Source organism: Archangium lansingense (genome assembly GCF_026626635.1).
Classification (GTDB): Bacteria; Myxococcota; Myxococcia; order Myxococcales; family Myxococcaceae; genus Archangium; species Archangium lansingense.
In genome coordinates, this window is record NZ_JAPNKA010000001.1 from 3,673,997 (window position 1) to 3,696,305 (window position 22,309).

Sequence of the window (22,309 nt, forward strand, 5' to 3'; positions counted from 1 at the left end):
GGACGAGGCGCGCCGCGACAAGCATTTCTGTTCGTTGACACCTTGCTCACCGCCATGGTACGGATTTCGGCATGCTCAAATTGTCTGACTTTCTCGAGCGCAGGCTCGCTCGCCGCTTTCGTGCCCACGACAACGATCAAAATGGCTTCCTGGAGCGGCGTGATTTCGAGCTCTCGGCCGTGCGTATGGCCGAAGAGTTCGGCCACGGGCCCGAGTCGCTCGCCCGGCAAAAGCTCGTCGAGATCAGCTTGGGCTTGTGGGAGCACCTGCGGAAGGTCGCTGATCTCGACACAGACGGACGCATCAGCCTGGCCGAGTACAAGACTGCGTTCGCGGCGGGCCTGCTCGAGACTGCCGAATCGTTCAATGATGGCTACGTCCCTTACATCAACGCGGTCATGGATATCGCAGATCAGGACCGCGACGGGAAGCTCACTGTCTCCGAGGAGATCCGCTGGATGGGCTCGTTGATGCACGTGCCCGAGCACGTTGCCCGAGAGGGGTTCCACCGCATCGACAAGGACAAAGACGGCTTCATCACCGGCAGTGAGCTGGTCGAGAGCATTCGCGGTTATTACTTCGACGAATCGCCCGACTCACCCGGCCACTGGTTGCTCGGCCCTCTTGATTCGTGACCTCGGCGATCGCCTTCAAGGGGCTACAGAAGAGATAGCGTTCATCATGACAGAATCCGACGTCTATCTTTTGGGACGCAGCCAGATGGAGGAAGAGCGTCTCCGCAAGCAAGTCCAGGAACTCGCAGGTGAGGCCCGGTGGTTGCTTGATCAACTCCAGATTCGCCCTGGTGCGAGGGCGATCGATGTCGGCTGCGGGCCACAGGGGGGGGTGCTCGATTTGCTTTCCGAGCGTGTGGGGCCAGGTGGGACCGTGGTCGGGTTGGATAAGAGCAAAGAATTCGTCGCGTCGGCCCGCAAGTTCGTGGCGGCGCGACAGCTCGCCAATGTCGAGGTCGTGCAAGGGGACGCGAAGGCCACCAACCTGCCGAGAGAGTCGTTCGACGTGGTGTTCTCGCGGTTGGTGCTCGTTAACATCCCCGAGCCGGAACAAGTCGTCGAAGAGATGGTCTCGTTGTTGCGTCCAGGAGGTGTCATTGCGAGCCATGAGGCGGACTACCTCTCGCATATGTGTGACCCACCTTGCCCCGCCTGGGACCGTCTGTTCGAGATTTTCCAGGCGTACTCTCGTGCAAAGGGCGTCGACCTGTTCGTCGGGAGGAGAACCCACCGGATGTTGCGTGACGCCGGGATCGTGGAGCTTCAAGTGAATCCGGTGACCCACGTCTACCCGCCTGGGCATCACCGCCGGAGCATCTTCCTCGACTTCATCCAGAACATCCGCGACGTGGCCATCAGGGAAGGTTTCGTCAAGGAGGGAGAGCTGAGCGCGCTCATGCAAGACCTGCGGAGCCATCTCGACAACTCCAATACGTTGGTGGTTTCGCACCTTTTCTTCCAGGTTTGGGGCCGCAAACCGTGAACGCGGCGGGTTTGATTCCCGCCGCCTCCACTCCTCAGGGCCTCAGGTTCTCCGGAACCTGGGGCCTTTTGTTTTTCCGGGGGGTCGCCGGTGCCAAGGCTCCGTTCGAGTCTTTTGACACCTTCTCGGCGGGGGCCTTGCAATGCCTGCTCGCGCAGCATGCGCACCGGCCCACGGAGCGGACGCTGGCCGCCGCCATCCGCTGCGGGGAGCGGCTCCTCGCCCAGGCCCGGCCGCAAGCGCAAGGCCATGGCTGGGTTCTGCGAATCGCTGGTGCGAGGCCCCTGGCGGGCTTCGCGCACGGGGCGGCTGGCATCGCCTGGTCGCTCACACTCTGCCAGCTGCGCCGTCACCGCCGGCTGCGAGGCACGCGGGGCTGTTTCAGAGACCTGGGACCAGGAGGACGGGACTGCTGGCGTGCTAGAAAGGAGAGAGGACTGCACCCTCCTTGCCCCCGGTGGTCCATGTCGCGTGTGTTTCCTTTTTTTTCGCCAGAAGTGCAGCAGGACCCGTACCCTCTCTATGCGCAGGCCCGCGCCGAGGAGCCGATCTTCTTCTGCGAAGATCTGGGCATGTGGGTAGCCACCCGGCATGCCGATGTCACCGCGATCCTCCGTGACACGGACCGTTTCTCCTCGCGGCTCACCACCGTGAGCGTCAAGGAGCCGCCGCCCGAGGTCGTGGCCGTCATGCGAAGGGGGTTCCCGCGGACCGGCTCGATCATCCACCTCGACCCGCCGGAGCACACGTCGGTCCGGCGGAGGATGAACGCCGCATTCACCCCCCATCGAATTGCCTCCCTGGAGGGCGCCATCTCCTCGCTGGCGAACCAGCTCGTGGACTCTTTCGAGGCCACGGGTCGGACGGAGCTCATCGCGAGCTTCTGCGGCCCACTGCCGGTGGCGGTCATCGGGGACATCCTGGGGGTCTCGCGGGCCGACTCCGGCAAGTTCGGTCAGTGGGCAGATGACTCAGCGCGCTTGCTCATGAGCGGTCAGCTGCCCACCGATGAATGGGTGAGAGTGGCCGAGAGCGTGGTGACCATGCAGCATTATCTCGCGGAGCTCATCTCTGCGCGCAGGAGCACGCCGGCCGACGACCTCCTCACCACTCTCATCCAGACGGCCACGGCTCCGAGTGGTCAGCTCGACATGACCAAGGCTGTCAGTTATGCGACCGCGTTCGTATTCGCGGGCCACAAGACGACCACGGACCTCCTCGGCAACGCCCTGCGCCTCTTGCTCCTGCACCCCGAGCAGCTCGCGGCGCTCGTGCGCGAGCCGTCCCTCGCCGCCGCCGCCGTGGAGGAGACCCTGCGCCGGGACTGCCCGGTTCCTGGGACAGCCCGTGTCGCCAATGTCGACGTGAAGATCGGAGACGTCACGATCCCCAAGGATGCGCGGATCCTCGTGCTCCTGGGCTCTGCCAATCACGATGAGAGCGTCTTCGAGGCCCCGTCGAAGTTCGAGCTTGGGCGCGCCGGTTCGGGCGAGCACCTCGGGTTTGGCCGTGGTGTGCACTTCTGCCTCGGTGCCCCCCTTGCGCGCCTCCAGGGGCGCGTGGCGCTCTCCGTGCTCACGCAGCGCCTGCCGGGCCTCCGCCTCGCGGACGAACGACCGGTGAAGTTCCGGCAGGTCACCATGTTTCGGGGCCCCGTGTCCCTCGAGGTCGCCTGGGACGTCAAAAGATAGCTCACCCAGCGAACGCTGCCGTACGTCGTGTCGAAGGCCTTGCGTGTCGACGGCTTCGGGGCCGCGCTGCGGCGGGTCTGCCGCGCCGCCGCGCCTCCCCTGTGTCGCTGGAGCACCGCAGCTGGTAGATGTGCGTCCATGGACACGGCCCTCTTGTCGCAACAGGCTCAGTACAGCGCGGAGCTTTTCGTTCAGATGCTCCTCGACGACGAAGGGGTCGACCTCGACTCTGGCGCGTGGAGCGTCGGGTGGGTCGATGACTTCATCGAAGCCAACCGCGAATCCTGGCACCAGACGCTTTCCGCGGAGCAGCTCGAGCGGCTCCGAAACCTATGTGGGGCGTTCCTCGGCGAGTCCCTGCGCGAGCGTCTCGACGGGAAGTGGATCTGGACGAACCAGCCGGCCGTCGAAATGACAGGTACCGACGGCGCCGTTCACGTTGCGTTTCCGTTCACGAAGGTCGCCAAGCACTTCGCGAACGGAGAGGCAGACTCCATCTACAACTTCTTCATCGGGATGGCCGTGCTCACCGGCAGGATGTCCGTCGACGAGGACGGCGTCGCGCGGATGACGCAGAGCGAAGCCGAAGCGCTCGGGTTCCGCCGAACGGAGGAGTAGCGGTTCCGCGCGCGTGCGCGATGATCCGACTTCGCATCCTTCATCGATGCGAACGCTCCGTTGAAGAAGAGGTGCGTGGTGCCGTCCAGCAGCGGGTGCTTCACTCTCACCCTCAATTGTGGTGGCATCCCAGCATGCAAAATACTCGAGACGGAGTTCCCCTTCGGCAAGTGGCGATCGCGATGACGGCGCTCGTCCTCTTGCTGGTTTCTGGTTCTTCTGCTGCGGAAGAGCCTCCACTGACCTATTTGTCCACCGCGTAAACGGGCAAAACGATCCGCCGGTGGGATTGTTGCAAGCCCAGCGGCTCGTGGACTGGGAAAGCCGATGTTAATGCTCCGGTCGGTGCATGCGCCAAAGATGGCAAAACAGTGTTGTCCGACCGAAACGCTCAGAACGCCTGCCAAGGCGGCCCTAGCTACATGTGTAACAAAAATCAGCCATGGGCTGCGGACGCGACCAGGTCGTATGGATTCGCTGCGGCGGCCTTGATGGGTAAAAAAGAGAGCGACTGGCTCTGCGGCTGTTATGCTCTGAAATTTACCAGTGGAGCCGTGAAGGGTACGACGCACGTGGTTCAGGTGATCGACACGGCGGGCACTGATGGGAAGTCAAACGTTTTCGATCTGCTAATCCCCGGCGGCGGCGTTGGTATTTTTAACGGGTGTCAGGGGCAGTGGAATGCTCCGGCTGATGGTTGGGGCGCCCGATATGGCGGTGTCAGCAGTAGGAGCGAATGTGCCGGGCTGCCAGCGGATTTGCAGGCGGGCTGCAATTGGCGGTTTGATTGGTTCAAGAACGCGGATAACCCCACCGTGTCCTTCCGTCGAGTCAAGTGCCCTAAGGTAATCACTGATAGGTCTCAGTGCATTCGCAAGGTCGAATAGGGAGCTGGGGCATCGTCGTCTACGGCGGTGACCAGGCTGGGTGTTTCACCGCCGCCTGAACGACTCGCTGGAAGGCAGGCTTGCAATCATCCCAGGGCGTGCACGTCACCAAGAGTTCGTGCACGTCCCCGGCTCGCTCTCCAATCCAAGAGCGCTCCCATAGTTCCCGCTCGACCGGGTCGAGGTGCTCGGACGCCTCCCCGAAGACGCGAGTCAGGTGCTTGGGTCACCCTCGGGTGTTCGGGAACGCCAGGCTTGGGGGCGCCGCCGGCCAACAGCGCCAGTATGGCGAACAGGCGTTTCATGTTTTCAGGTCCTTGGCTGATTGCCATGTCGCCTTTATGCCGGGGGCGAGCCGGAGATTTGTATCTCACTGTATCTGGAGCGGCTACAGACACACAACATTGAACTGAGACCGGTTCGGGACACATCCCGGATACGTTGCGGGCCTTGAATGCGGTCATCCGAGAAACAGGACCGCATCATGAATACACCGATAGAAGCTTCACTCGCATTGCTGGCCGGCACCCTCACCGTCGCCTCGCCCTGCGTGCTGCCTATTCTGCCCATCGTCCTCGGCGGTGCCATAGGCCGCACAGGTGCGATTCGCCCCCTGTTCATCGTTTCGGGTTTCGTCACCGCGTTTGCGGCGCTGGGCCTGCTGCTCGCCGAACCGAACTAAGTCTGTCACTCCACCGGTGCATCACTCAATCCACCTGAAAGGAAACATCATGAGCAAGATCGAAAAAGTCCTCTACACCGGCAAGACCCACACCACCGGCGGCCGCGACGGTGTCGCGCAAAGCGGCGACGGCCGCCTGAACATCAAACTGTCCGCCCCCGGCAGCCACGGCGCCGGCACCAACCCGGAGCAGTTGTTCGCCGCCGGCTGGTCGGCCTGCTTCATCGGAGCCATGGGCCTGGCCGCCAAGGAAAAGAAGGTGGCCCTTCCCGCCGGCACTGCAGTCGATGCCGAAGTCGACCTCGGTACCGGCAACGGCGGCTTCTTCCTGCAGGCGCGCCTCAACGTGAGCCTGCCCGGCCTGCCGCGCGATGTTGCGCAAGCATTGGTCGATGCTGCGCACCAGACCTGCCCGTACTCGAAGATGACGCGTGGCAACATCGACGTGAGCATCACCCTGGCCTAAAGCCCCAGTCCGTACGGGCTGAACGAGGAACGTGACCATGGCATTGCATCGTTTGTTTGCCGCAAGCCTGTGCGCCAACGGGTGGGAGCGAACCTCACCCGTTTTCTCAATCTGCTCGTTTGCAAAGGAACCATCATGAAGAACCTGCTGCTTTCTCTCGCTGCTTCGAGCGTCCTTGCCGCCGTCGTACCGACGGCCCATGCCGAAGCACCCATCACAGCGGTACAGGGCACCGTTGCCAAACCCACCATCGTGCTGATCCACGGCGCCTTTGCCGACTCGAGTAGCTGGGACGGTGTGGCAAAGAAGCTCACGGCCAAGGGCTATCCGGTGCTGAGCGTGGCCAATCCGCTGCGCAGTGTCGGCAATGACTCGCAATATGCCGCCAGCGTGATCGGCGCCGTCAAGGGACCGTTGGTCCTGGTCGGCCATTCCTACGGCGGCATGGTGATTTCCAAGGCTGCCGAGGGCAACCCCGAAGTGAAGGCGCTGGTCTACGTCGCCGCCTTCGCGCCCGAGCAGGGTGAGACCGTCGCCGGCCTGGCCGGCAAGTTTCCCGGCGGCACGCTGGGCGATGCGCTCGCCGATCCGGTGGCGCTGGCTGACGGCGGCAAGGAACTCTACATCCGCTAGGACAAGTTCCACCAGCAGTTCGCCGCCGACGTGGCGCCTCAGCAAGCCGCGTTGATGGCCGCCGGCCAGCGCCCGGTGACAGTGGCCGCGCTCAATGAAGCCGCGAGCGGTTCTGCCTGGAAGCAGTTGCCGTCCTTCTTCGTCTATGGCACCGCCGACAAGAACATCCCGCTCGAAGGACTGCGCTTCATGGCCAGGCGCGCCAACCCGAAGGATGTCGTCGAAGTGAAGGGCGCTTCGCATGTGGTCATGGTCTCGCACGCGGATGCGGTAGCGAAGGTGATCGAAGAGGCTGCCCAATCAAAGTAATCAATACCGACCGGATCGGCATGCACTGCCGATCCGGCAAACAATCTTCGAAGGAGAAATTCATGTCAGAAGAATTCAACCAGCAGCGTCGCGGTTTTCTCGGTACGGCAGCCTTCGGCCTGCTTGCAACCCAGCTCGGTCTGATGGGCAATGCCGAAGCCGCGCCGGTCGTGCACGGCAGCACCCCCAGCGACAGAGGTATCACCGGCGCCGGCACCCGCTTCTCGACGCTGAAACAGATCAATGCCGGTGTGCTCAATGTCGGTTATGCCGAAGCGGGCCCCGCCGATGGCTACCCCATCCTGCTGCTGCATGGCTGGCCCTATGACATCCACGCTTTCGTAGACGTCGCACCCATCCTTGCCGCAGCCGGCTATCGCGTCATCATTCCGCATTTGCGCGGTTACGGCACGACGCGCTTTCTCTCTGCCGATACGCTGCGCAACGGGCAGCAGTCCGTGTTCACTGCCGATGCGATTGCCTTCATGGATGCGCTCAAGGTCGACAAGGCCGTCGTCGCCGGTTTCGACTGGGGCGCGCGCATCGCCGACACGCTGGCCGCGCTGTGGCCGGAACGTTTCACGGCGTTGGTGTCGGTCAGCGGCTATCTGATCGGCAGCCAGGAGGTGAACCGAAAGCCCCTGCCGCCCAAGGCCGAGCTGCAGTGGTGGTATCAGTACTACTTCGCCACCGAGCGCGGCGAGGCGGGTTATCGGCAATACACGCACGAGTTCGCTCGACTGATCTGGGAACTGGCGTCGCCGCAGTGGAAGTTCGACGATGCGACCTTCGCGCGCTCCGCTGCGTCGCTCGACAATCCCGACCACGTCGCGATCTCGATCAGCAACTATCGCTGGCGTCTGGGCCTGGCGCCGAGCGAGGCGAAGTACGAAGCGCTGGAACGAAAGCTCGCGCAGTTTCCCAACATCACTGTCCCGACCATCACCATGGAGGGCGACGCCAATGGTGCTCCGCATCCGGACCCCAAGGTCTACGCCAAGAAATTCCCAGGCAAGTACGAGCATCGCCACCTTACCGGCGGCATCGGCCACAACCTGCCGCAGGAAGCACCGCGCGCATTCGCCCAGGCGGTTCTCGACGTGGCGAAGCTGGTTGCACGCCACTGAAAGCAACCGGGCGTACGCTCGCCCCGGCTCAGGTCTCCCGCGACCTGGGACCAGGAAGACGGGACTGCGGGCGTGTACGCTGGACCCACTCCGGTGTCGGGCCAGGTGCTTCTCAGAACCTCAGAACCCGCGCGAGCGATGGCCGGGTCAGCCGCACCACCAGGCTGGACTGAACACGCCATCCGTCGGAGTATCCCGCCTCCCATGCGCGGACGTGGAGCCCATCTCCGAGGCGACCTCCCGCGGCAGGGAAGAGGGAATACATGCTGCTCAAGGACAAAGTCATCATCGTCACTGGCGCCACGTCTGGTATTGGAGCCGCCACCGCCGTGGAGGCGGCCCGGCAGGGGGCTCGGGTGGTGCTCGCCGGCCGCCGCACCGACAGGGGCGAGGAGGTGGTAGGCCTCATCCGCGCCAACGGAGGTCAGGCGCTCTTCGTCCGCACGGACGTCTCGCAGGAGGCCGATATCGAGGCGCTCATCGCGCGCACCGTCCGTGAGTACGGCAGGCTGGATGGCGCCTTCAACAACGCCGGCATCCCCGGCCCGCTCGGGAAGCTCGCCGAGCTCCCGGCGGCCGAGTACCGCCAACTCATGGCGATCAACCTGGACTCCGTCTTCCTCTGCATGCGCCACGAAATCCAAGCGATGCAGAAGACCGGTGGCGGCTCCATCGTCAACTGTGCCTCCGTCCTCGGGCTCGTCGCGGGGCCTGGCTTCGGGGCCTACTCGTCGGCCAAGCACGGAATGCTGGGTATGACCAAGGCCGCGGCCCTCGACTACGCGACCGAGGGCATCCGCGTGAACGCGGTGCTGCCCGGCCCCATCGAGACGGAGATCTGGAGCCATGTCGAGCACGGCGAGCCGATCCGCCAGGGCTTCGTCGACGGCGTGCCGATGCAGCGCGCGGCCCGCTCGGAGGAGGTGGCCAGGCCGGTGCTGTTCCTGCTGTCCGACTGGTCCACGTACATCACCGGCACGTCGCTCGTCATCGACGGCGGGTACACGGCCCGGTAGGGCTTCCGCGGAGCGCCTGCCCTACGTAGAATTCTCCACGTACCTTGGGCAGGCCCCGCAGCGAGAAGCGCGGCAGCGTCTCGTTCAGGCCTCGGTCGGAGCCAGGAGAGACCGCGTGCCGCGCCGGAGGGCCTGGGCGCGCCTGGCGATCAGCCGCACCACCACCGCGGTGAACAGCAGCGCCGAAGGCACGGCGTACCAGTAGTTCATCGGCACGCGCTTGAAATACGAATAGGTGAACACCGCCGCGATCACCCACATGCCGGTGACGTGCAGCCGTCGCCAGGCGGTCGGGCCCATGCGCCGGGCAAGAGCGCGATGCGAGGTCACCGCCAGCAGCAGGATGGACACGTAGCCGAGCGTGCCGGGCAGGTTGGTCAGGGTAGCGCGGCTGGGCCAGAACTCGGGATTGAGCTGGCCGAAGGCGTAGATCGCGATCGCGTGCAGCAGGTGCGAGAACGCGAACGACAGGCCGACGATGCGACGCTCGCGCAGCAAGGCGTGGGTGAACGGGCCGGGCAGCAGCGAGGCGAACGAGGACGCGGTGAACGCGGCCAGGAACAGCACGAAGGAGGTACGGGCGGTGACGCGGATGGCGCGGCGGCTGCCTTCCACGGCGTCGGGGCCGAGCAGATAGGCGGCGCCCGCGGCGCCCATCAGCAGTGCGGCCAGAATCAGGAACAATTTCCAGCCGCCGAAGCGGCGAGACGAGGGGCGCGGGTTCTCGCGGATGGGGGAGGCGGGATGCTGCGTTGACATGGACGGCTCCTGGCAAGGGTGGCGGTGAGCGGAGGGTGGCCATTGCAAGGGAGCGAGGTATCCGCACCGTGTCGGGCGGGCCGGCGTTTTGTCAGCGCCTGCGTCGCGGACGGCGGTCGATACATTGCGATACGAAGTGCCCGGCGGGCGTGGGCGTTGTGTGTCGAAACGTAGCCCCGCGCCGCGCCGACACCTTGTGTGACAAGAAGCCGGCCGCGCGGAAACAGCGGCGATACAGTCCTGGCCTGCAATGGGCGCTCCTCTTCCACAGGAGTGCATTCCATGATTCGCAAGACGATGCTGGCCGCGCTGATGGCCACCGCCCTGATTCCGGCCGCTGCGGGTTCGCGTCCGGTGCAGGTCGATCCGGTCGCGCGGGCGGCGTGGAAGCACAAGCCCAACTGGTACGTGCTCAACCGCGAGGACCGCATGCTCACGCCGCAGCTGCAGTCCGCCACCGTGCAGCGTATCGGCGCGCGGCTGCATTCGGTCCCGGCCAGTCATGTCTCGATGCTGTCCCATCCAGGTGAGGTCGCCGACGTCATCCTCGAGGCCGCCGGGGTGAAGTCGGCCGCTCCGTCGCCGGCCAAGACGGGTGGCTGACATGTGGGCCTTCGTCCTGGCCGCGCTGGCTGGCGTGGCCACCATCCTCTCTCCGTGTGTGCTGCCGATGCTGCCCATCGTGCTGGCGCGCGGGGCCGGCGGCGACCGCCGCGAACCGCTGCTGCTCGTCGTCGGCTTCGTTGCCTCCTTCGCCGCCGGCGGCATCGCCATCGGCGCGCTGGCGGCGTCCTCCGGCCAGTTCGAGGCGGGCGTGCGCGTGGTCGCGCTCGTGGTGCTGCTGCTGGCCGGGCTGGCCTGCGTGTGGCCAACGCCATTCGAACGGCTGCGGCAGCGCTGGCTGGCCGGCTCCCGTCTGTTCGCCTGGCAACCGCGGGCGGCTGGCGCGGGCGGCGCGCTGCTGGTCGGAGTCTCGCTTGGCATCGCCTGGACGCCATGCGCCGGGCCGGTGCTGGCCTCGGTACTGGCGCTGGCCGCCAGCGCCCAGGCCACCGCGCGCGCCAGCTCCCTGCTCGGCGTGTACGCGCTCGGCGCGGCCACTCCGTTGCTGGCCCTGGTCTACGGCGGTCGCTGGGCCAGTGCCCGGCTGCGCCCGCTACAACGCCACACCGACTGGGTGCGGCGCGGCTTCGGCGTCTGCGCCGTGGCCATGGCCCTGCTCCAGTTGTGGCAGCTCGATGCCGCGCTCACCGCGCGACTGCTGCCATGGCTGCCCTCCATCTCCACCGGACTGTGAACATGCCTACCTTCCTTCGTGTCTTTCTCATCGCCGCCATCGCCGCCGTGTCCATCGTGCTGGCCTGGTCCTCTGCCCGCGCCGACGAGGCGCGGCTGGCCACTCTCACCACCGCGCCGGACTTCAGCGGCGGCGGTGAGTGGATCAACAGCCCGCTGCTGCGCATGTCGCAGCTGCGCGGCAAAGTCGTGCTGGTCGAGTTCTGGACCTACTCGTGCATCAACTGCCTGCGCGTGGCGCCTTACGTCTCGCAATGGCACGCGCGCTACGCAGATCAGGGCCTGGTCGTGGTGGGCGTGCACACGCCCGAATATGGCTACGAACGCGTGGGCGCCAACGTGCGCGAGGCGGTGCGGCGTCTGGACATCCAGCATCCGGTGGTGCAGGACAACGGCTACCGGATCTGGAACGCCTATGGCAACCAGTACTGGCCCGCGCTCTACCTGATCGACAGAGAGGGCAGGGTGGTATACCGCCATTTCGGCGAGGGCGCCTACGACCGCACCGAGGCGCAGATCCGGGCCCTGCTGGCCGCGCGCTGAGTCCGGTGCGCTAACATGGCGGCGGCTGCGGCGCGGCCGTCGCCATCCTTCTCTCGGACGACACCATGGCTCATACAGACCACATCCTCATCGTCGACGACGACCGCGAGATCCGCCGCATGGTCGGCGATTACCTGCAGCGCAACGGCCTGCGCACCACGCTCGCCGCCGACGGCCGCGAGATGCGCGCGGCGCTGGACGCCAGCGACGTCGATCTGATCGTGCTCGACGTAATGATGCCCGGTGAAGATGGCCTGTCGCTGTGCCGCAACCTGCGCGCCGGCAAGAACCGCAGCGTGCCGGTGGTGATGCTCACCGCGCGCGACGATGAGACCGATCGCATCATCGGCCTGGAGATGGGTGCGGACGACTACGTGGTCAAGCCGTTCTCCGCGCGCGAGCTGCTGGCGCGCATCAACGCGGTGCTCCGGCGCACGCGCATGCTGCCGCCCAACCTGCAGGTCACCGAGGCCGGCCGGCTGATCGGCTTCGGCCAGTGGCGGCTGGACACCACCGCGCGCCACCTGCTCGACGAAGAGGGCACCGCCTATCCGCTCAGCGGCGCGGAGTTCCGCCTGCTGCGCGTGTTCCTCGACCACCCGCAGCGCGTGCTCAGTCGCGACCAGTTGCTCAACCTCACCCGTGGCCGCGACGCCGAGCTGTTCGACCGCTCCATCGACCTGCTCGTCAGCCGCCTGCGCCAGCGCCTGCGCGACGACGCGCGCGGGCAGGCCTACATCAAGACCGTGCGCAGCGAGGGCTACGTGTTCTGCCAGCCCGTGGTCCTGCTCGGCGAGAACGCATGAACGCCGCCCCGAGCACCGGCTGGCGGCGTCTGCTGCCACGCACCCTCGCCGCGCGCCTGGCCCTGATCCTGTTCGCCGGATTGCTGCTCGCGCACGCGCTGTCCTTCGCGCTGCTGTTCTCCGAGCGCTACATGGCCACGCGTTCGATGATGCTCACCCACCTGGACCAGGACGTGGCCGTCAGCGTGGCCCTGCTCGAACGCCTGAGCCCGGCCGAGCGCGCGCGATGGGCGCCAAGCCTGGAGCGGCGCACCTACCGCTACCTGCTCGGCCCGGCGCGGCCCGGCGTGCCGCTGACCAGCGAGCGGGCGCGCGAGGTCACCGCCCTGATCGATCGCAGCCTGGACCATCGCTACCGCTTGCAGGCGCGCACGGTGTCCACCTCGCCGGAGTGTTTCGAGGTGCAGCTCACCCTGGCCGATGGCCAGCCGCTGACCATCGAGGTCACACCCTCGGTGATGCCGATCGCGCGCTGGCTGCCGGTGGTGCTGGCGGCGCAGCTGGCGCTGCTGTTGCTGTGCGCGTGGCTGGCGGTGCGGCTGGCGACGAGACCGCTGGTGCAGCTCGCCGACGCGGTCGAGCGGCTGGACCCGGCGCGCGCACATCCGCCGCTACCGCGGGAAGGGCCGGTGGAAGTGGTCAAGGCCGCCACCGCGTTCAATGCGATGCAGGCACGCATCGGCCACTATCTCGCGGAGCGGTTGCAGATCCTCGCCGCGATCTCGCACGACCTGCAGACTCCCATCACGCGCATGAAGTTGCGCCTGGAAGCGATGGGGGAGGGCGCCGACCGCGATCGCCTGATCGACGACCTGGAGCAGTTGCTGCAACTGGTGCGCGAGGGCATCGCCTACGCGCGCAGCACCCACGGGGCCACCGGCCCGGCGGTGTTGCTGGACCTGCACGCATTGCTCGACAGCGTGGTGTGCGACTACCAGGACGCGGGCAAGCCGGTCACGCTGGGCGAATGCGCGCGCGCTTCGTTGAGCACGCGGCCACCGACCTTGCGGCGCATCGTCGAGAACCTGATCGACAACGCGGTGAAGTACGGCGGCAGCGCCGAGGTCGGTGTGCGCCGGCTCGACGACGGGCGCATGGCCGTGGACGTGTGCGACCGTGGCCCGGGCATTCCCGAACAGGAGATGCAGGCGGTGCTGCAACCGTTCTACCGGCTGGAGAGCTCGCGCAACCGCGATACCGGTGGCACCGGGCTGGGGCTGGCCATCGCCCAGCAGTTGGTGGCCACGCTGGGCGGTGAGCTCGTGCTCGCCAACCGTGACGGTGGTGGCCTGCGCGCGACGCTGCTGCTGCCGGTGGCACCGGCATCCACGCCCACGCCGGCGCGCTAGCCGGCCCGCTGGCGCTTCACGGGATGAGCAGGAGCTTGCCGGTCGTGCGGCGGCTTTCCATGTCCGCATGGGCCCGCGCGGCTTCGGCCTGCGGATAGACGCCCCCGATCCTGACCTTCAGCGAGCCGGCGGCGATCCAGTCGAACAGGCGCGCGGTGCGGCTGCGCAGCAGCTCGCTGGTCGCGATATGGTCGGAGAAGACCGCGTAGCCGAGCTTGATGCTCTTGGGCAGGCTCATCAAGTCGATGGGCCCGGGCCCGCCGAGCACCGGCCCGTACCAGCAAAAGGTCCCGCTGCGGCGCAAGGAGGCCAGGGAGGCCTGGAAGGTCTTCGGACCCGAACCGTCGTAGACCACGTGCACTCCGTCGCCGCCGGAGAGACGGACCGCCTCGTCGGCGAATCGGCCCTCGTCGTCGACGATCACATGGTCGGCGCCCGCCTCGCGCGCGACGGCGACCTTGTCCGCGTGCGACACGCGGCCGATGACCTTGCCACCCCTCAGCTTGATGATCTGGGTGAGGAGCAGGCCAAGGCCACCAGCGGCGGCATGGACGAGCGCGACCTCGCCGGGCTGCACGGGGTGGAAGTCGGTGGCGAAGTGGCTCGCGGTCAGACCCTGCATCATCACCGCCGCCGCCGTGCGATCGTCGATGGCGTCGGGCAGTGGCACGAGCGCGTCGGCCGGGATGGCGACCCGTTCGGCGTAGCTGCCGGGCGCGTAGACCCAGGCGACCCGGCGTCCCACCCACGTCGGATCGACGCCGGCGCCGACCGACAGGACCCGCCCGGCGCCCTCGACGCCCAGGACCTTCGGGTCTGGCTTGTCGCTCCAGGCGAGCCCCCGCCGCACGCCCGTGTCCATGAAGTTCACGCCCGCCGCGGCGATCTCGACGAGCGCCTCTCCCGGCCCAGCGACCGGCTCGGGACGCTCTACGAACGCCATGACCTCGGGCCCGCCCTGGCGGGTCATCACGACAGCTTTCATCGTTCTCTCCTCATGTTGAATGTTCATTCCAGAATTGCGCAAAAAAAGAGAAGCTCACCGCAGGGCGCGCAGCGCGAGACGGCCTAGGCCGCGGAGCTGGTCGGCGTCGGCGCCTCCCCGGGCGGCGATGCGGATGGCGGCGAAGCTCGAGATGAGGAAACCCGCCGCCTCTTCGGGGTTCAGCTCGACGCCGACGTCGCCGTCGGCCTGGGCCGCGCGCACGCGTTCGACGATCGCGCCGTGCAGCGCCCGATCGGCGGCGTCGTGAAGCTTTGCCAGATCGGCCCGCGCGCGGCCGAACTCGCAGATGGACCCGATCCCCAGACAGGCCTGCCCGGCGTCCTCGACCAGGCGCTCCACCATGGCCCGAAGGCCTTCGATGGCCCGCGGCCGACTGCGCAGGGCCGCGACGTGGGCGCTGCCTTCCAGGGCCGAATAGCGCCGTACGGCGGCGCAATAGAGGCCCCATTTGTCGCCGAAGGTGTCGTAGAGGCTCTGGCGGCCGATCCCCATGGCCTTGACCAGCATGTCGGCCGAGGTCCCCTCGAAGCCATGCTCGCGGAACACGCCGATCGCGGCGTCCAGCGCCTCATCCGTGTCGAACGCCTTGGGTCTGGCCATGGTCGTTGGATACAGGGTTTTGGAACAGATAGTCAAGAATGGGCGGTGGGCCGCCGCTCTTTTGCGCCGGTTCGAGTCCTTTGACACCTTCTCCGGACACCTTCTCCGGCACGCCGCGTGGTCCTGCACCCGTGTGGAATACGGCCTCTGTGGAGGTGAGGTCGGGTCAGGCGCCTGCGCGTCTTTCGGTGCGCCGCGCGCGAAGCACGCGGCGCACCGATTCTCCTACCGAGACCGCGCTGAAATCAGGGCACACCGCCCCAGCGCCCGCTTGCCCGGTATCGCGGACAGCTACTCAGAGTCCGTTGGGGACCACGGTCACGGTGCCGGATCCCCTGTTGGTCAGGATGAGATCGGCGTACCCGTCCGCGTCCATGTCCGCGGTTGCGATGGCGTTGAGGCCAGGCGAGGCGCCGGTCGTGACGACGGTGCCCGAGGTGAAGCCTCCGTTGCCGTTGCCGGTCATCGGGCGGACGCCGCCCGAGGCCGTTGTAACGAGGATGTAGGCGTCGAGCTTGCCATCGCCGTTGAAGTCATCGGCCACGACGCCCAGCGCCGAGTTGGTGGCCGTAGTGGCCGCGGCGGCGGACTGAACGCCGCTCGCGAAGGTGCCGTTGCCGTTCCCCTTGAAGAAGAAGAGGTACCGGCCGGCCGCGCCGTTCGAGAGGATGTCGAGCGTGCCGTCGCCGTTGGCGTCGCCGAAGGCGATGCCCGCCGTCTGGCCGTTGACGGCGTTGGCGTAGGAGACTGGTGCGGCGAACGAGCCGTTGCCCTGGTTGATGAGGATCGACAGGCGTGCGCTGGCGGGGCTCGTCACCACGAGATCGGAGAAGCCATCGCTGTTCAGGTCACGGCAGGCGATCGTCGACTGCACGCCGCCGGTGTTCGGGATGCCGATGAACGTGGGCGCGCCGAAGCTGCCCGCGCCGGTGCCGAAGAGCACGCTCACCTGGCTCAGGGTCACGCTTGTCGTGGCGATGTCAGCCACCCCGTCGAGATCGAAGTCCCCGGTGCAGAGGTGGACGGAGCCCGGGGTGCCGGTGGTGAAGCTCGTCGGCGCGCCGAAGGTCCCGGGCGCGCTCGGGCCCAGGTTCTTGTAGACGCTGATGTTTCCGTTGATGAGGAGCAGGTTGGTCTGGCCGTTGACGGTGACGGCGTCGAGCCACCCGTCGCCGTCCACGTCCACGGCCACGACCGCGTTGCTGGAGAGCGAGGCGCCCCCGTAGTTGACCTCCGACTGGACGCTGGCGTCGCCGTTCCCCAGGAAAACGGAGAGCGAGCCGGAGGGGAGCAGGATCGACCCGGATTCGGCGTTGGCCACCAGGATGTCGAGCTTGCCGTCGCCATTCACATCGGCGACCGCCGGGGCCAGCGGGTTGTGGTTCGCGGGGGAGCTGATCGGCGTGCCGGGGACCTGGCCGGTGGGCTCGGCCTGGCAGGTGCCGTTCGAGCAGATCTGGCCCGTCGCGCACACGATGCCGCAGGCGCCGCAGCTATCGGCGTCGCTCTGGAGGTTCACCTCGCAGCCGTCGGACGAGTTCCCGTTGCAGTCCCCGAGGGTGCCGGAGCAAGCCTGGCAGTTGGCCCCCTCGTAGGTGGGCGCGCATTCGCAGGTGTAGCTGCCCACGCCGTCGGTGCAGGTGCCACCGTTCAGGCAGGGGCTTGCGGCGCACTCGTCGATGTTGGTCTCGCAGTTGGTGCCGGTGAAGCCGGGAGCGCACGCGCACGTGTAGCTATTGATGCCGTCGGTGCAGGTGCCGCCGTTCAGGCAGGGGCTTGCGGCGCACTCGTCGATGTTGATGTCGCAGTTGGTGCCGGTGAAGCCGGGAGCGCACGCGCACGTGTAGCTATTGATGCCGTCGATGCAGGTGCCACCGTTCAGGCAGGGGCTTGCGGCGCACTCGTCGATGTTGGTCTCGCAGTTGGTGCCGGTGAAGCCGGGAGCGCACGCGCACGTGTAGCTATTGATGCCGTCGGTGCAGGTGCCGCCGTTCAGGCACGGGTTTGCGGCGCACTCGTCGATGTTGGTGCAGGTCACGCCGTCGCCCTCGTATCCCGCGTTGCAGGCGCAGGTGAAGGAGCCCGCGGTGTTGGTGCAGGTGGCGTTTTCGTTGCAGTTGTCGGTACCGGCGGCGCACTCGTTGACGTCGACGCAGGTGCCGCTCTGGCACGTGAGGCCGTCGCAGCAGGGGACCGTGGCGTCGCACGGCGCGTTCACGGCCAGGCAGCCCTGGCCGCTGCACGTCGGGTCGTAGAGCGGCGAGGTCGGGTCGAGGCTGGTGACGTAGTCGCCGTTGTGAGCGCTGTGCGCGTTGATACACGCCTGCTCGCTAACACGGACGATCGTGTAGGGATGAATCGTCGAGCTGGTCTTATGGCAGATCTGGACCGTACCGTTGACATCGAAGTAGGTGCACTGTTCGGCGGTGAGCGCGTCATGGCTCTCGCCCACGGTCTCGTCGCCTTCGTGGCTGTCGGCCTCGGAGGGGTCAGTGCTGGCACAGCTCGCGAGGAGCAGGGCGGAGAGAATCGGGATCGTAAGGTAGGAGAGAGCGCTTTTGAGGTAACGCATGTCTGGGTCTAGTCCTCTATTCTTGAATACGCATGGGGTGCCGCGCGCAGCACCGGCCTAACGGAGACGCGTCAGGTCGTCAATACAGGATCGATGCCACCGTGGAATGGAATACGGATTCGGGAGGTGATGTCGAGGCAGGCCCCTGCCCGTCTTTTGGCGTTCCGGCCCGGTATCTCGCTCGTTTGGCCCCCAACGACAAGTGCAACACAGTGCGGACAAGTGCAACACAGTATGCAACTGTGCGTGGTTCCTACAAGAAGGCCCCGTCTCTGCGTTTCAGCCCGAGAGGTGTCAAAGAACTCCTCGAAAGGGAATCAAAGAACTCAAGCGAGGCGACCCGAGAGGGAGTCCGGTGGGAGTCAAAGAGCGGGAGTGAGGTTGACGCGGCACGACACGAGGAGGAAAGGAGAAGGGAGGAAAGGGGGCTGAGAAATCCCCTCGCCTCCAGAGAGCAGTGCGCCCGGCCGGCAGACAGGCCGCGCAGCCCTCTTGAGGGTACACGCCTGCCCAGGCCGCGCTCCCATGATGATAGATGATCTGACTGGAAGCTTCTGCGCGAGCCTCACTGGTTTCAAACAATAAGGCGACGATGACAGTCGTGAAGGCACCATATCGCTCCAAATAGAGACATCTTCCAGCTCCCTTGCAATCTAGAGTGTCATGGCACGCTCCCCATTAGAGGCGGACGCTCATGACTTTCCCGAGTTGCCGGCACGGCGAACGATATCAATGACAGCACATTGCGGAGCTTCTACGAGCAGCTTGAGGCCAAGACGCCGCTCGAATTCGCGGTCGTGGACCTGGGACAAGGATGAGAGTGGCTGACGTCGCGTCTGTACATCCTGTCCGTGATCCTGAAGCGCATGCGCAGCATGCAGGCGGTGGTTTTCGTGGATACCGCCAAAGACGTGCACGGCCACTTTGTCGGCATGTGTGCGAGCGACGTCATTCGCTGGCGATTAGCACGAGCGTATCCCAAGCTCGAAGTGGCATTGGCTAAGAGCGCCTAACAAAAATAAGGTTTGAGGGGTGTCGCCCCTCTGGCGGGAGGGCCCAGTCCTTATTTTTGTTAGGCGCTCTAATGGCGAAATACGCGCATGGTCCCAGTTTGTTGTAAGCCGTGGTCCGTTCCAAACACAGCCGCCGATCGACAATGACCAAGGGCGCTTTGTCGACTCGAACAACGCCGCCGAGTTGTTGCGCGGCTTCCTCGGCAACATACAAGTTCCTGTGCCTCCGCCCAACGACCCCGGTCCGTGGGAGCAATTGAGTCCGGGTCGCTTCGAATATGCACAGTGGCTGAACGCTCCCCTGGTCGAGAAACTGTTTGCTGACGTTCTGGACGTTGCAGCGATGTCGTTCGATGCATTTCGACTCGCGGATCGCAGTACGCGGGCGCGACTGGTCGTGGAGCATCCCGGAGCGTGGCTTCCCCTCGTGCGTGCCGATGGGCGGTTCCAAGGTCTGATCAATCGCGCGCGCGTTGAGCAAGCGGTCGCGGTCGGAATGGTTGCATCGGCATGACGGCCGGCGCGCTATGTGAACGAACGCCGAGCGGCAGTACCGCAAGCGGTTCCCTCAAGTGGGGGCGGAGCTGAGGCCGGAGGAGGGAGCCCGTTGGTGGGCACGAGCGAGGAGGAGAGCGGAGGTGACGAGGAGGGCCGCTGACAGAGGCCGGCCGAGCAGTGCGCCAGGCTGGTGGAGAGGCCGTGCAGCCCCCTTTGGGCACACACCTGCCCAGGCCGCTCTACCATGAAGTGTGCGGCAGTAGCCTGGACCACGCCGGTTCGAGTCCTTTGACACCTTCTCCGGTGCCGATGCCAAGGCGCCGGTTCGAGTCCTTTGACACCTTCTCGGCCTTCTCGGGAGGACTCAAGGGGCTCGTGAGGTGAGGACGAGGCCGTCGAGCACACCGTAGGCGTAGAGGGCAGCGAAGGCGTAGGCCCCCACGAGGTAGGAGATGTTGAGCCCTCGGGCCACGCTCGCGTCCCCGGCGCTGTACCGCCCGTCGGGGCCCCGCAGCGCCAGCGCCGTGCCCAGCGATGCCGCGGAAATGGCCAGACTCGCCCCCTGCGTCACCGCCAGCACGGTTCCCTGGGTGCGCCGGCCATGCTGGAAGTGGCCCACGCCGAAGGGCACCAGGTACCAGCCATGCGAGGGGGAGGCTGTTCCCCGGAGTGCCAGATCCGCCGCAGAGGGCTCGGGGGTTGAAGGGAGGGGCGGCGTGAGGGAGGGCGGACGGCGCGTGGCGGTCATCGCGGCGATGCGCTCCCGATGAACGGTGCGCACGCGCTCCACGAAGGCGATGAAGTCCGGAGGGTACAGCAGCGGATCGAGCTTCGTGTCATGGCTCGCGCCGAGCCCCAGCACCGCCTCGTTTTCGGCGCGGGCCGGATCCTCCTGAGCGTGGTAGGTGGCGGCCAGCAGCAGATGGGCCTCGCCCTCCAGTTCGTCCCCGTGCAGTTGCAGGGGGTAGAGGAGCGCCTCCAGCTCGGCACGGGCCTGCGCCAGCTCGCCGGATTGGTACGCCGCGCGGGCCGGCTCCAACGGGGACGCGAGTGACAGGACCAGGGCCACGACGATGGCTGTCATGGCGCCACCTCCAACACCACCTCGATGCGCTTGCCAGCCACGACGTCCACCTCGCGTTGCAGGGGGGCCACGCCGGGCACCCGGGCCGAGATGACGTGCGAGCCGTGCTCGACATTCACGGGGCCGGGCAGCGGCGCCACCCCTGCCTCCACCCCATCGACGAAGACGCGGGCACCCGCTGGCGCGACGATGACCATCTCGGCCTTGCGCACCTGGAGCTTCACCTCTCGCGACACGAGCTCCCCGGCGGCCACCTGGATGACCTCCTCCCAGGTGTCACACTGCGGGTTGACGAAGCGCAGCCGGTGCGTGCCCGGTGACAGGTTCACCTCGCGCACACGCGGCGTGTAGCCCCGGCTCTGGTCGTCCACGAACACTTCGGCCCAGGGGCGTGTCGTCACCCTCAGTGTCGCGGGCTTCACGGGTTCCCCGGCCAGGGGCGCTCCCGTGGCGGAGGCAGCGGCGCCTTCGGGTGAGCCGGATGGCGCCGGAGGCGTGGACTCGGTCGGAGCACGCGCCCCCCTTGCGCCATCCGTCCTGGTGGGCACTGCCCTGCGCACTGGCGCAACTCCCGCCGGTGCGGAGCTGGCCGTTTCCCTGGGAAGGGCCTTCGGGGTGTCGGTCTCCGGGTCCCGTGCTGGAACCGGCTCCGCGATGACTCGCTCCTCGACTCCCTGGGTCGAGGTCTCCTCCGGAGGCCGCGGCGGTGTGCGCCACGGGTATGCTCCCCATCCCACCACTCCGACGACTGCAACGATGCCGGCCAGCGCCGCACCCACTCCGATCGCCGTCGAGCGTCTGGCTTTCGGACGTTCGCGCAGGAGTGACATCACCTCGGGCGAGTCCGGCCGGAGCGCCAGTGCCTCGTTGAGAACCCTCGCGGCCCGAGCCCCGTCGCCGTGGGCCAGCAGCGAGCCTCCCTCGCTCAGCAGCCGTTGAAAACGGGCCTCGCGCCAGCGCGCTGCGTATGCCTCCGGTGCCTGGAAGAAGGCCCGGGCCTCCTCGGCGGGAGGGCCGGCGATCCGGCCCACCACGTCCTCCAGCATCCGTGCCAGCTCCTCACCGTTCGCGGGCCGATCGCGCGAGTCCAGCGCGAGACAGCGTGCCACCAGCACATTCAACGGCTCGGGCGTGCCGGGCACCACCGAGGCCAGTGGCGGCGCGTCCTTCGTCATCACCGAGGCCGCCAGGTACGCGGCCCCCTTTCCTCCGTGCGGGGTGGTGCCGGCGCACAGCTCGAAGAGGACGACACCCACCGCGTACACGTCCGAGGCCGGCGAGAAGGCTCCGGTGTCGATGCGCTCGGGCGCCATGTACGCCAGCGAGCCCGTGATTCCGCCGGTGCTCGTCAGCCGCTCCTGGTCGGCGAGTGCGGCGATGCCGAAGTCCGCCAGCTTCAGCGGTCCACCCCGAGCCACCAGGACGTTCTCCGGCTTTACATCGCGGTGCACCACACCCCGCGCATGCGCCGCCCCGAGCGCCCGGGCCAGCTCCCAGCCGAGCACCGCCGCCACCTCGGGGGGCACGGGCGAGAGCCTCCGCGTCAGCTCGCGCAGGTCCTCTCCCTGCACCCACTCGCAGACCAGGAAGGGACCTCGTGCCGCGTCCTCGCCGAAGTCGTGAATCTCCAGCACATTGGGGTGTTTGAGCGAGGCCACCAGCGCGGCCTCCTGGCGGAATCGCTCGGCGCGGCGCCCGTCCCCTCCCGGGTGCATCACCTTCACCGCGACCTGGCGCGACAGCCGGAGGTCCGTGGCCAGGAAGACCGTGGCCATGCCTCCGCGTCCCAGTTCCTGCTCCAGCTGGTAGCGGCCGGCCAGTGGTTCACCCGTCATCGCGGGCACATTGTAGGGCCCG

The 22,309-nt window shown here is 66.8% G+C and carries 20 protein-coding genes and 1 pseudogene; 15 read left to right on the forward strand and 6 right to left on the reverse strand.

Annotated features, from left to right (window positions below; translation table 11 throughout):
• The first annotated feature begins 71 nt into the window (after nucleotides 1-71).
• The 10 genes and pseudogenes from OV287_RS14950 to OV287_RS14995 all read left to right on the forward strand — a co-directional run bounded on the left by OV287_RS14950 (nucleotide 72) and on the right by OV287_RS14995 (nucleotide 8,926).
• On the forward strand, nucleotides 72-635 hold the full coding sequence (locus tag OV287_RS14950; protein WP_267534684.1) for an EF-hand domain-containing protein: 564 nt from the start codon (nucleotides 72-74) through the stop codon (nucleotides 633-635).
• A 46-nt stretch (nucleotides 636-681) separates the two neighbouring features.
• The gene (locus tag OV287_RS14955; RefSeq protein ID WP_267534685.1) at nucleotides 682-1,497 is read left to right on the forward strand and encodes a methyltransferase domain-containing protein; all 816 of its coding nucleotides are present in this window, start codon (nucleotides 682-684) and stop codon (nucleotides 1,495-1,497) included.
• A 464-nt stretch (nucleotides 1,498-1,961) separates the two neighbouring features.
• Nucleotides 1,962-3,188, forward strand: coding sequence for a cytochrome P450 (locus OV287_RS14960; RefSeq protein ID WP_267534686.1), 1,227 nt, complete (start codon nucleotides 1,962-1,964; stop codon nucleotides 3,186-3,188).
• A 138-nt stretch (nucleotides 3,189-3,326) separates the two neighbouring features.
• Nucleotides 3,327-3,806 carry a hypothetical protein gene (locus tag OV287_RS14965; RefSeq protein WP_267534687.1) on the forward strand — a complete coding sequence of 160 codons (480 nt, stop codon included), beginning with the start codon at nucleotides 3,327-3,329 and terminating at the stop codon, nucleotides 3,804-3,806.
• Between the two features lie 275 nt (nucleotides 3,807-4,081).
• Nucleotides 4,082-4,693, forward strand: coding sequence for a hypothetical protein (locus OV287_RS56430; RefSeq protein WP_373371911.1), 612 nt, complete (start codon nucleotides 4,082-4,084; stop codon nucleotides 4,691-4,693).
• Nucleotides 4,694-5,177: 484 nt separating this feature from the next.
• On the forward strand, nucleotides 5,178-5,375 hold the full coding sequence (locus OV287_RS14970; RefSeq protein ID WP_267534688.1) for a hypothetical protein: 198 nt from the start codon (nucleotides 5,178-5,180) through the stop codon (nucleotides 5,373-5,375).
• 49 nt (nucleotides 5,376-5,424) lie between these two features.
• Nucleotides 5,425-5,841: an organic hydroperoxide resistance protein gene (locus tag OV287_RS14975; protein WP_267534689.1), complete on the forward strand. Its 417-nt coding sequence runs from the start codon at nucleotides 5,425-5,427 to the stop codon at nucleotides 5,839-5,841.
• A gap of 135 nt (nucleotides 5,842-5,976) precedes the next feature.
• Nucleotides 5,977-6,783, forward strand: a pseudogene (locus tag OV287_RS56435) (alpha/beta fold hydrolase).
• A 62-nt stretch (nucleotides 6,784-6,845) separates the two neighbouring features.
• Nucleotides 6,846-7,910, forward strand: a complete 1,065-nt coding sequence (locus OV287_RS14990; RefSeq protein ID WP_267534692.1) for an alpha/beta fold hydrolase — start codon at nucleotides 6,846-6,848, stop codon at nucleotides 7,908-7,910.
• 263 nt (nucleotides 7,911-8,173) lie between these two features.
• Nucleotides 8,174-8,926, forward strand: a complete 753-nt coding sequence (locus tag OV287_RS14995) for an SDR family NAD(P)-dependent oxidoreductase (protein WP_267534693.1) — start codon at nucleotides 8,174-8,176, stop codon at nucleotides 8,924-8,926.
• An 84-nt stretch (nucleotides 8,927-9,010) separates the two neighbouring features.
• On the opposite strand, the gene OV287_RS15000 is transcribed toward OV287_RS14995, so the two are convergent.
• Nucleotides 9,011-9,685 carry a ferric reductase-like transmembrane domain-containing protein gene (locus OV287_RS15000; protein ID WP_267534694.1) on the reverse strand — a complete coding sequence of 225 codons (675 nt, stop codon included), beginning with the start codon at nucleotides 9,683-9,685 and terminating at the stop codon, nucleotides 9,011-9,013.
• Nucleotides 9,686-9,967: 282 nt separating this feature from the next.
• On the opposite strand from OV287_RS15000, the gene OV287_RS15005 reads away from it, so the two are divergent.
• From OV287_RS15005 to OV287_RS15025, 5 genes are all read left to right on the forward strand, one after another.
• Nucleotides 9,968-10,288, forward strand: a complete 321-nt coding sequence (locus tag OV287_RS15005) for an alpha/beta fold hydrolase (protein ID WP_267534695.1) — start codon at nucleotides 9,968-9,970, stop codon at nucleotides 10,286-10,288.
• Nucleotide 10,289: 1 nt separating this feature from the next.
• The gene (locus OV287_RS15010; RefSeq protein WP_267534696.1) at nucleotides 10,290-10,982 is read left to right on the forward strand and encodes a cytochrome c biogenesis CcdA family protein; all 693 of its coding nucleotides are present in this window, start codon (nucleotides 10,290-10,292) and stop codon (nucleotides 10,980-10,982) included.
• A gap of 2 nt (nucleotides 10,983-10,984) precedes the next feature.
• Nucleotides 10,985-11,524, forward strand: coding sequence for a thioredoxin family protein (locus OV287_RS15015; RefSeq protein WP_267534697.1), 540 nt, complete (start codon nucleotides 10,985-10,987; stop codon nucleotides 11,522-11,524).
• Nucleotides 11,525-11,589: 65 nt separating this feature from the next.
• Nucleotides 11,590-12,330 carry a response regulator gene (locus tag OV287_RS15020; RefSeq protein WP_267534698.1) on the forward strand — a complete coding sequence of 247 codons (741 nt, stop codon included), beginning with the start codon at nucleotides 11,590-11,592 and terminating at the stop codon, nucleotides 12,328-12,330.
• Nucleotides 12,327-13,679: a sensor histidine kinase gene (locus tag OV287_RS15025; protein WP_267534699.1), complete on the forward strand. Its 1,353-nt coding sequence runs from the start codon at nucleotides 12,327-12,329 to the stop codon at nucleotides 13,677-13,679. Before OV287_RS15020 ends, OV287_RS15025 begins: the two co-directional genes overlap by 4 nt.
• Before the next feature lie 16 nt (nucleotides 13,680-13,695).
• Here the strand turns inward: OV287_RS15025 and OV287_RS15030 are convergent, their stop codons facing one another.
• From OV287_RS15030 to OV287_RS15050, 5 genes are all read right to left on the reverse strand, one after another.
• Nucleotides 13,696-14,664, reverse strand: coding sequence for a quinone oxidoreductase family protein (locus tag OV287_RS15030; protein WP_267534700.1), 969 nt, complete (start codon nucleotides 14,662-14,664; stop codon nucleotides 13,696-13,698).
• Nucleotides 14,665-14,718: 54 nt separating this feature from the next.
• On the reverse strand, nucleotides 14,719-15,285 hold the full coding sequence (locus tag OV287_RS15035) for a TetR/AcrR family transcriptional regulator (protein ID WP_267534701.1): 567 nt from the start codon (nucleotides 15,283-15,285) through the stop codon (nucleotides 14,719-14,721).
• Nucleotides 15,286-15,580: 295 nt separating this feature from the next.
• Nucleotides 15,581-17,857: an FG-GAP-like repeat-containing protein gene (locus OV287_RS15040; protein ID WP_267534702.1), complete on the reverse strand. Its 2,277-nt coding sequence runs from the start codon at nucleotides 17,855-17,857 to the stop codon at nucleotides 15,581-15,583.
• Nucleotides 17,858-19,732: 1,875 nt separating this feature from the next.
• Nucleotides 19,733-20,452, reverse strand: a complete 720-nt coding sequence (locus tag OV287_RS15045) for a hypothetical protein (RefSeq protein ID WP_267534703.1) — start codon at nucleotides 20,450-20,452, stop codon at nucleotides 19,733-19,735.
• The gene (locus tag OV287_RS15050; protein ID WP_267534704.1) at nucleotides 20,449-22,287 is read right to left on the reverse strand and encodes a serine/threonine-protein kinase; all 1,839 of its coding nucleotides are present in this window, start codon (nucleotides 22,285-22,287) and stop codon (nucleotides 20,449-20,451) included. Before OV287_RS15050 ends, OV287_RS15045 begins: the two co-directional genes overlap by 4 nt.
• Between the last annotated feature and the right edge of the window lie 22 nt (nucleotides 22,288-22,309).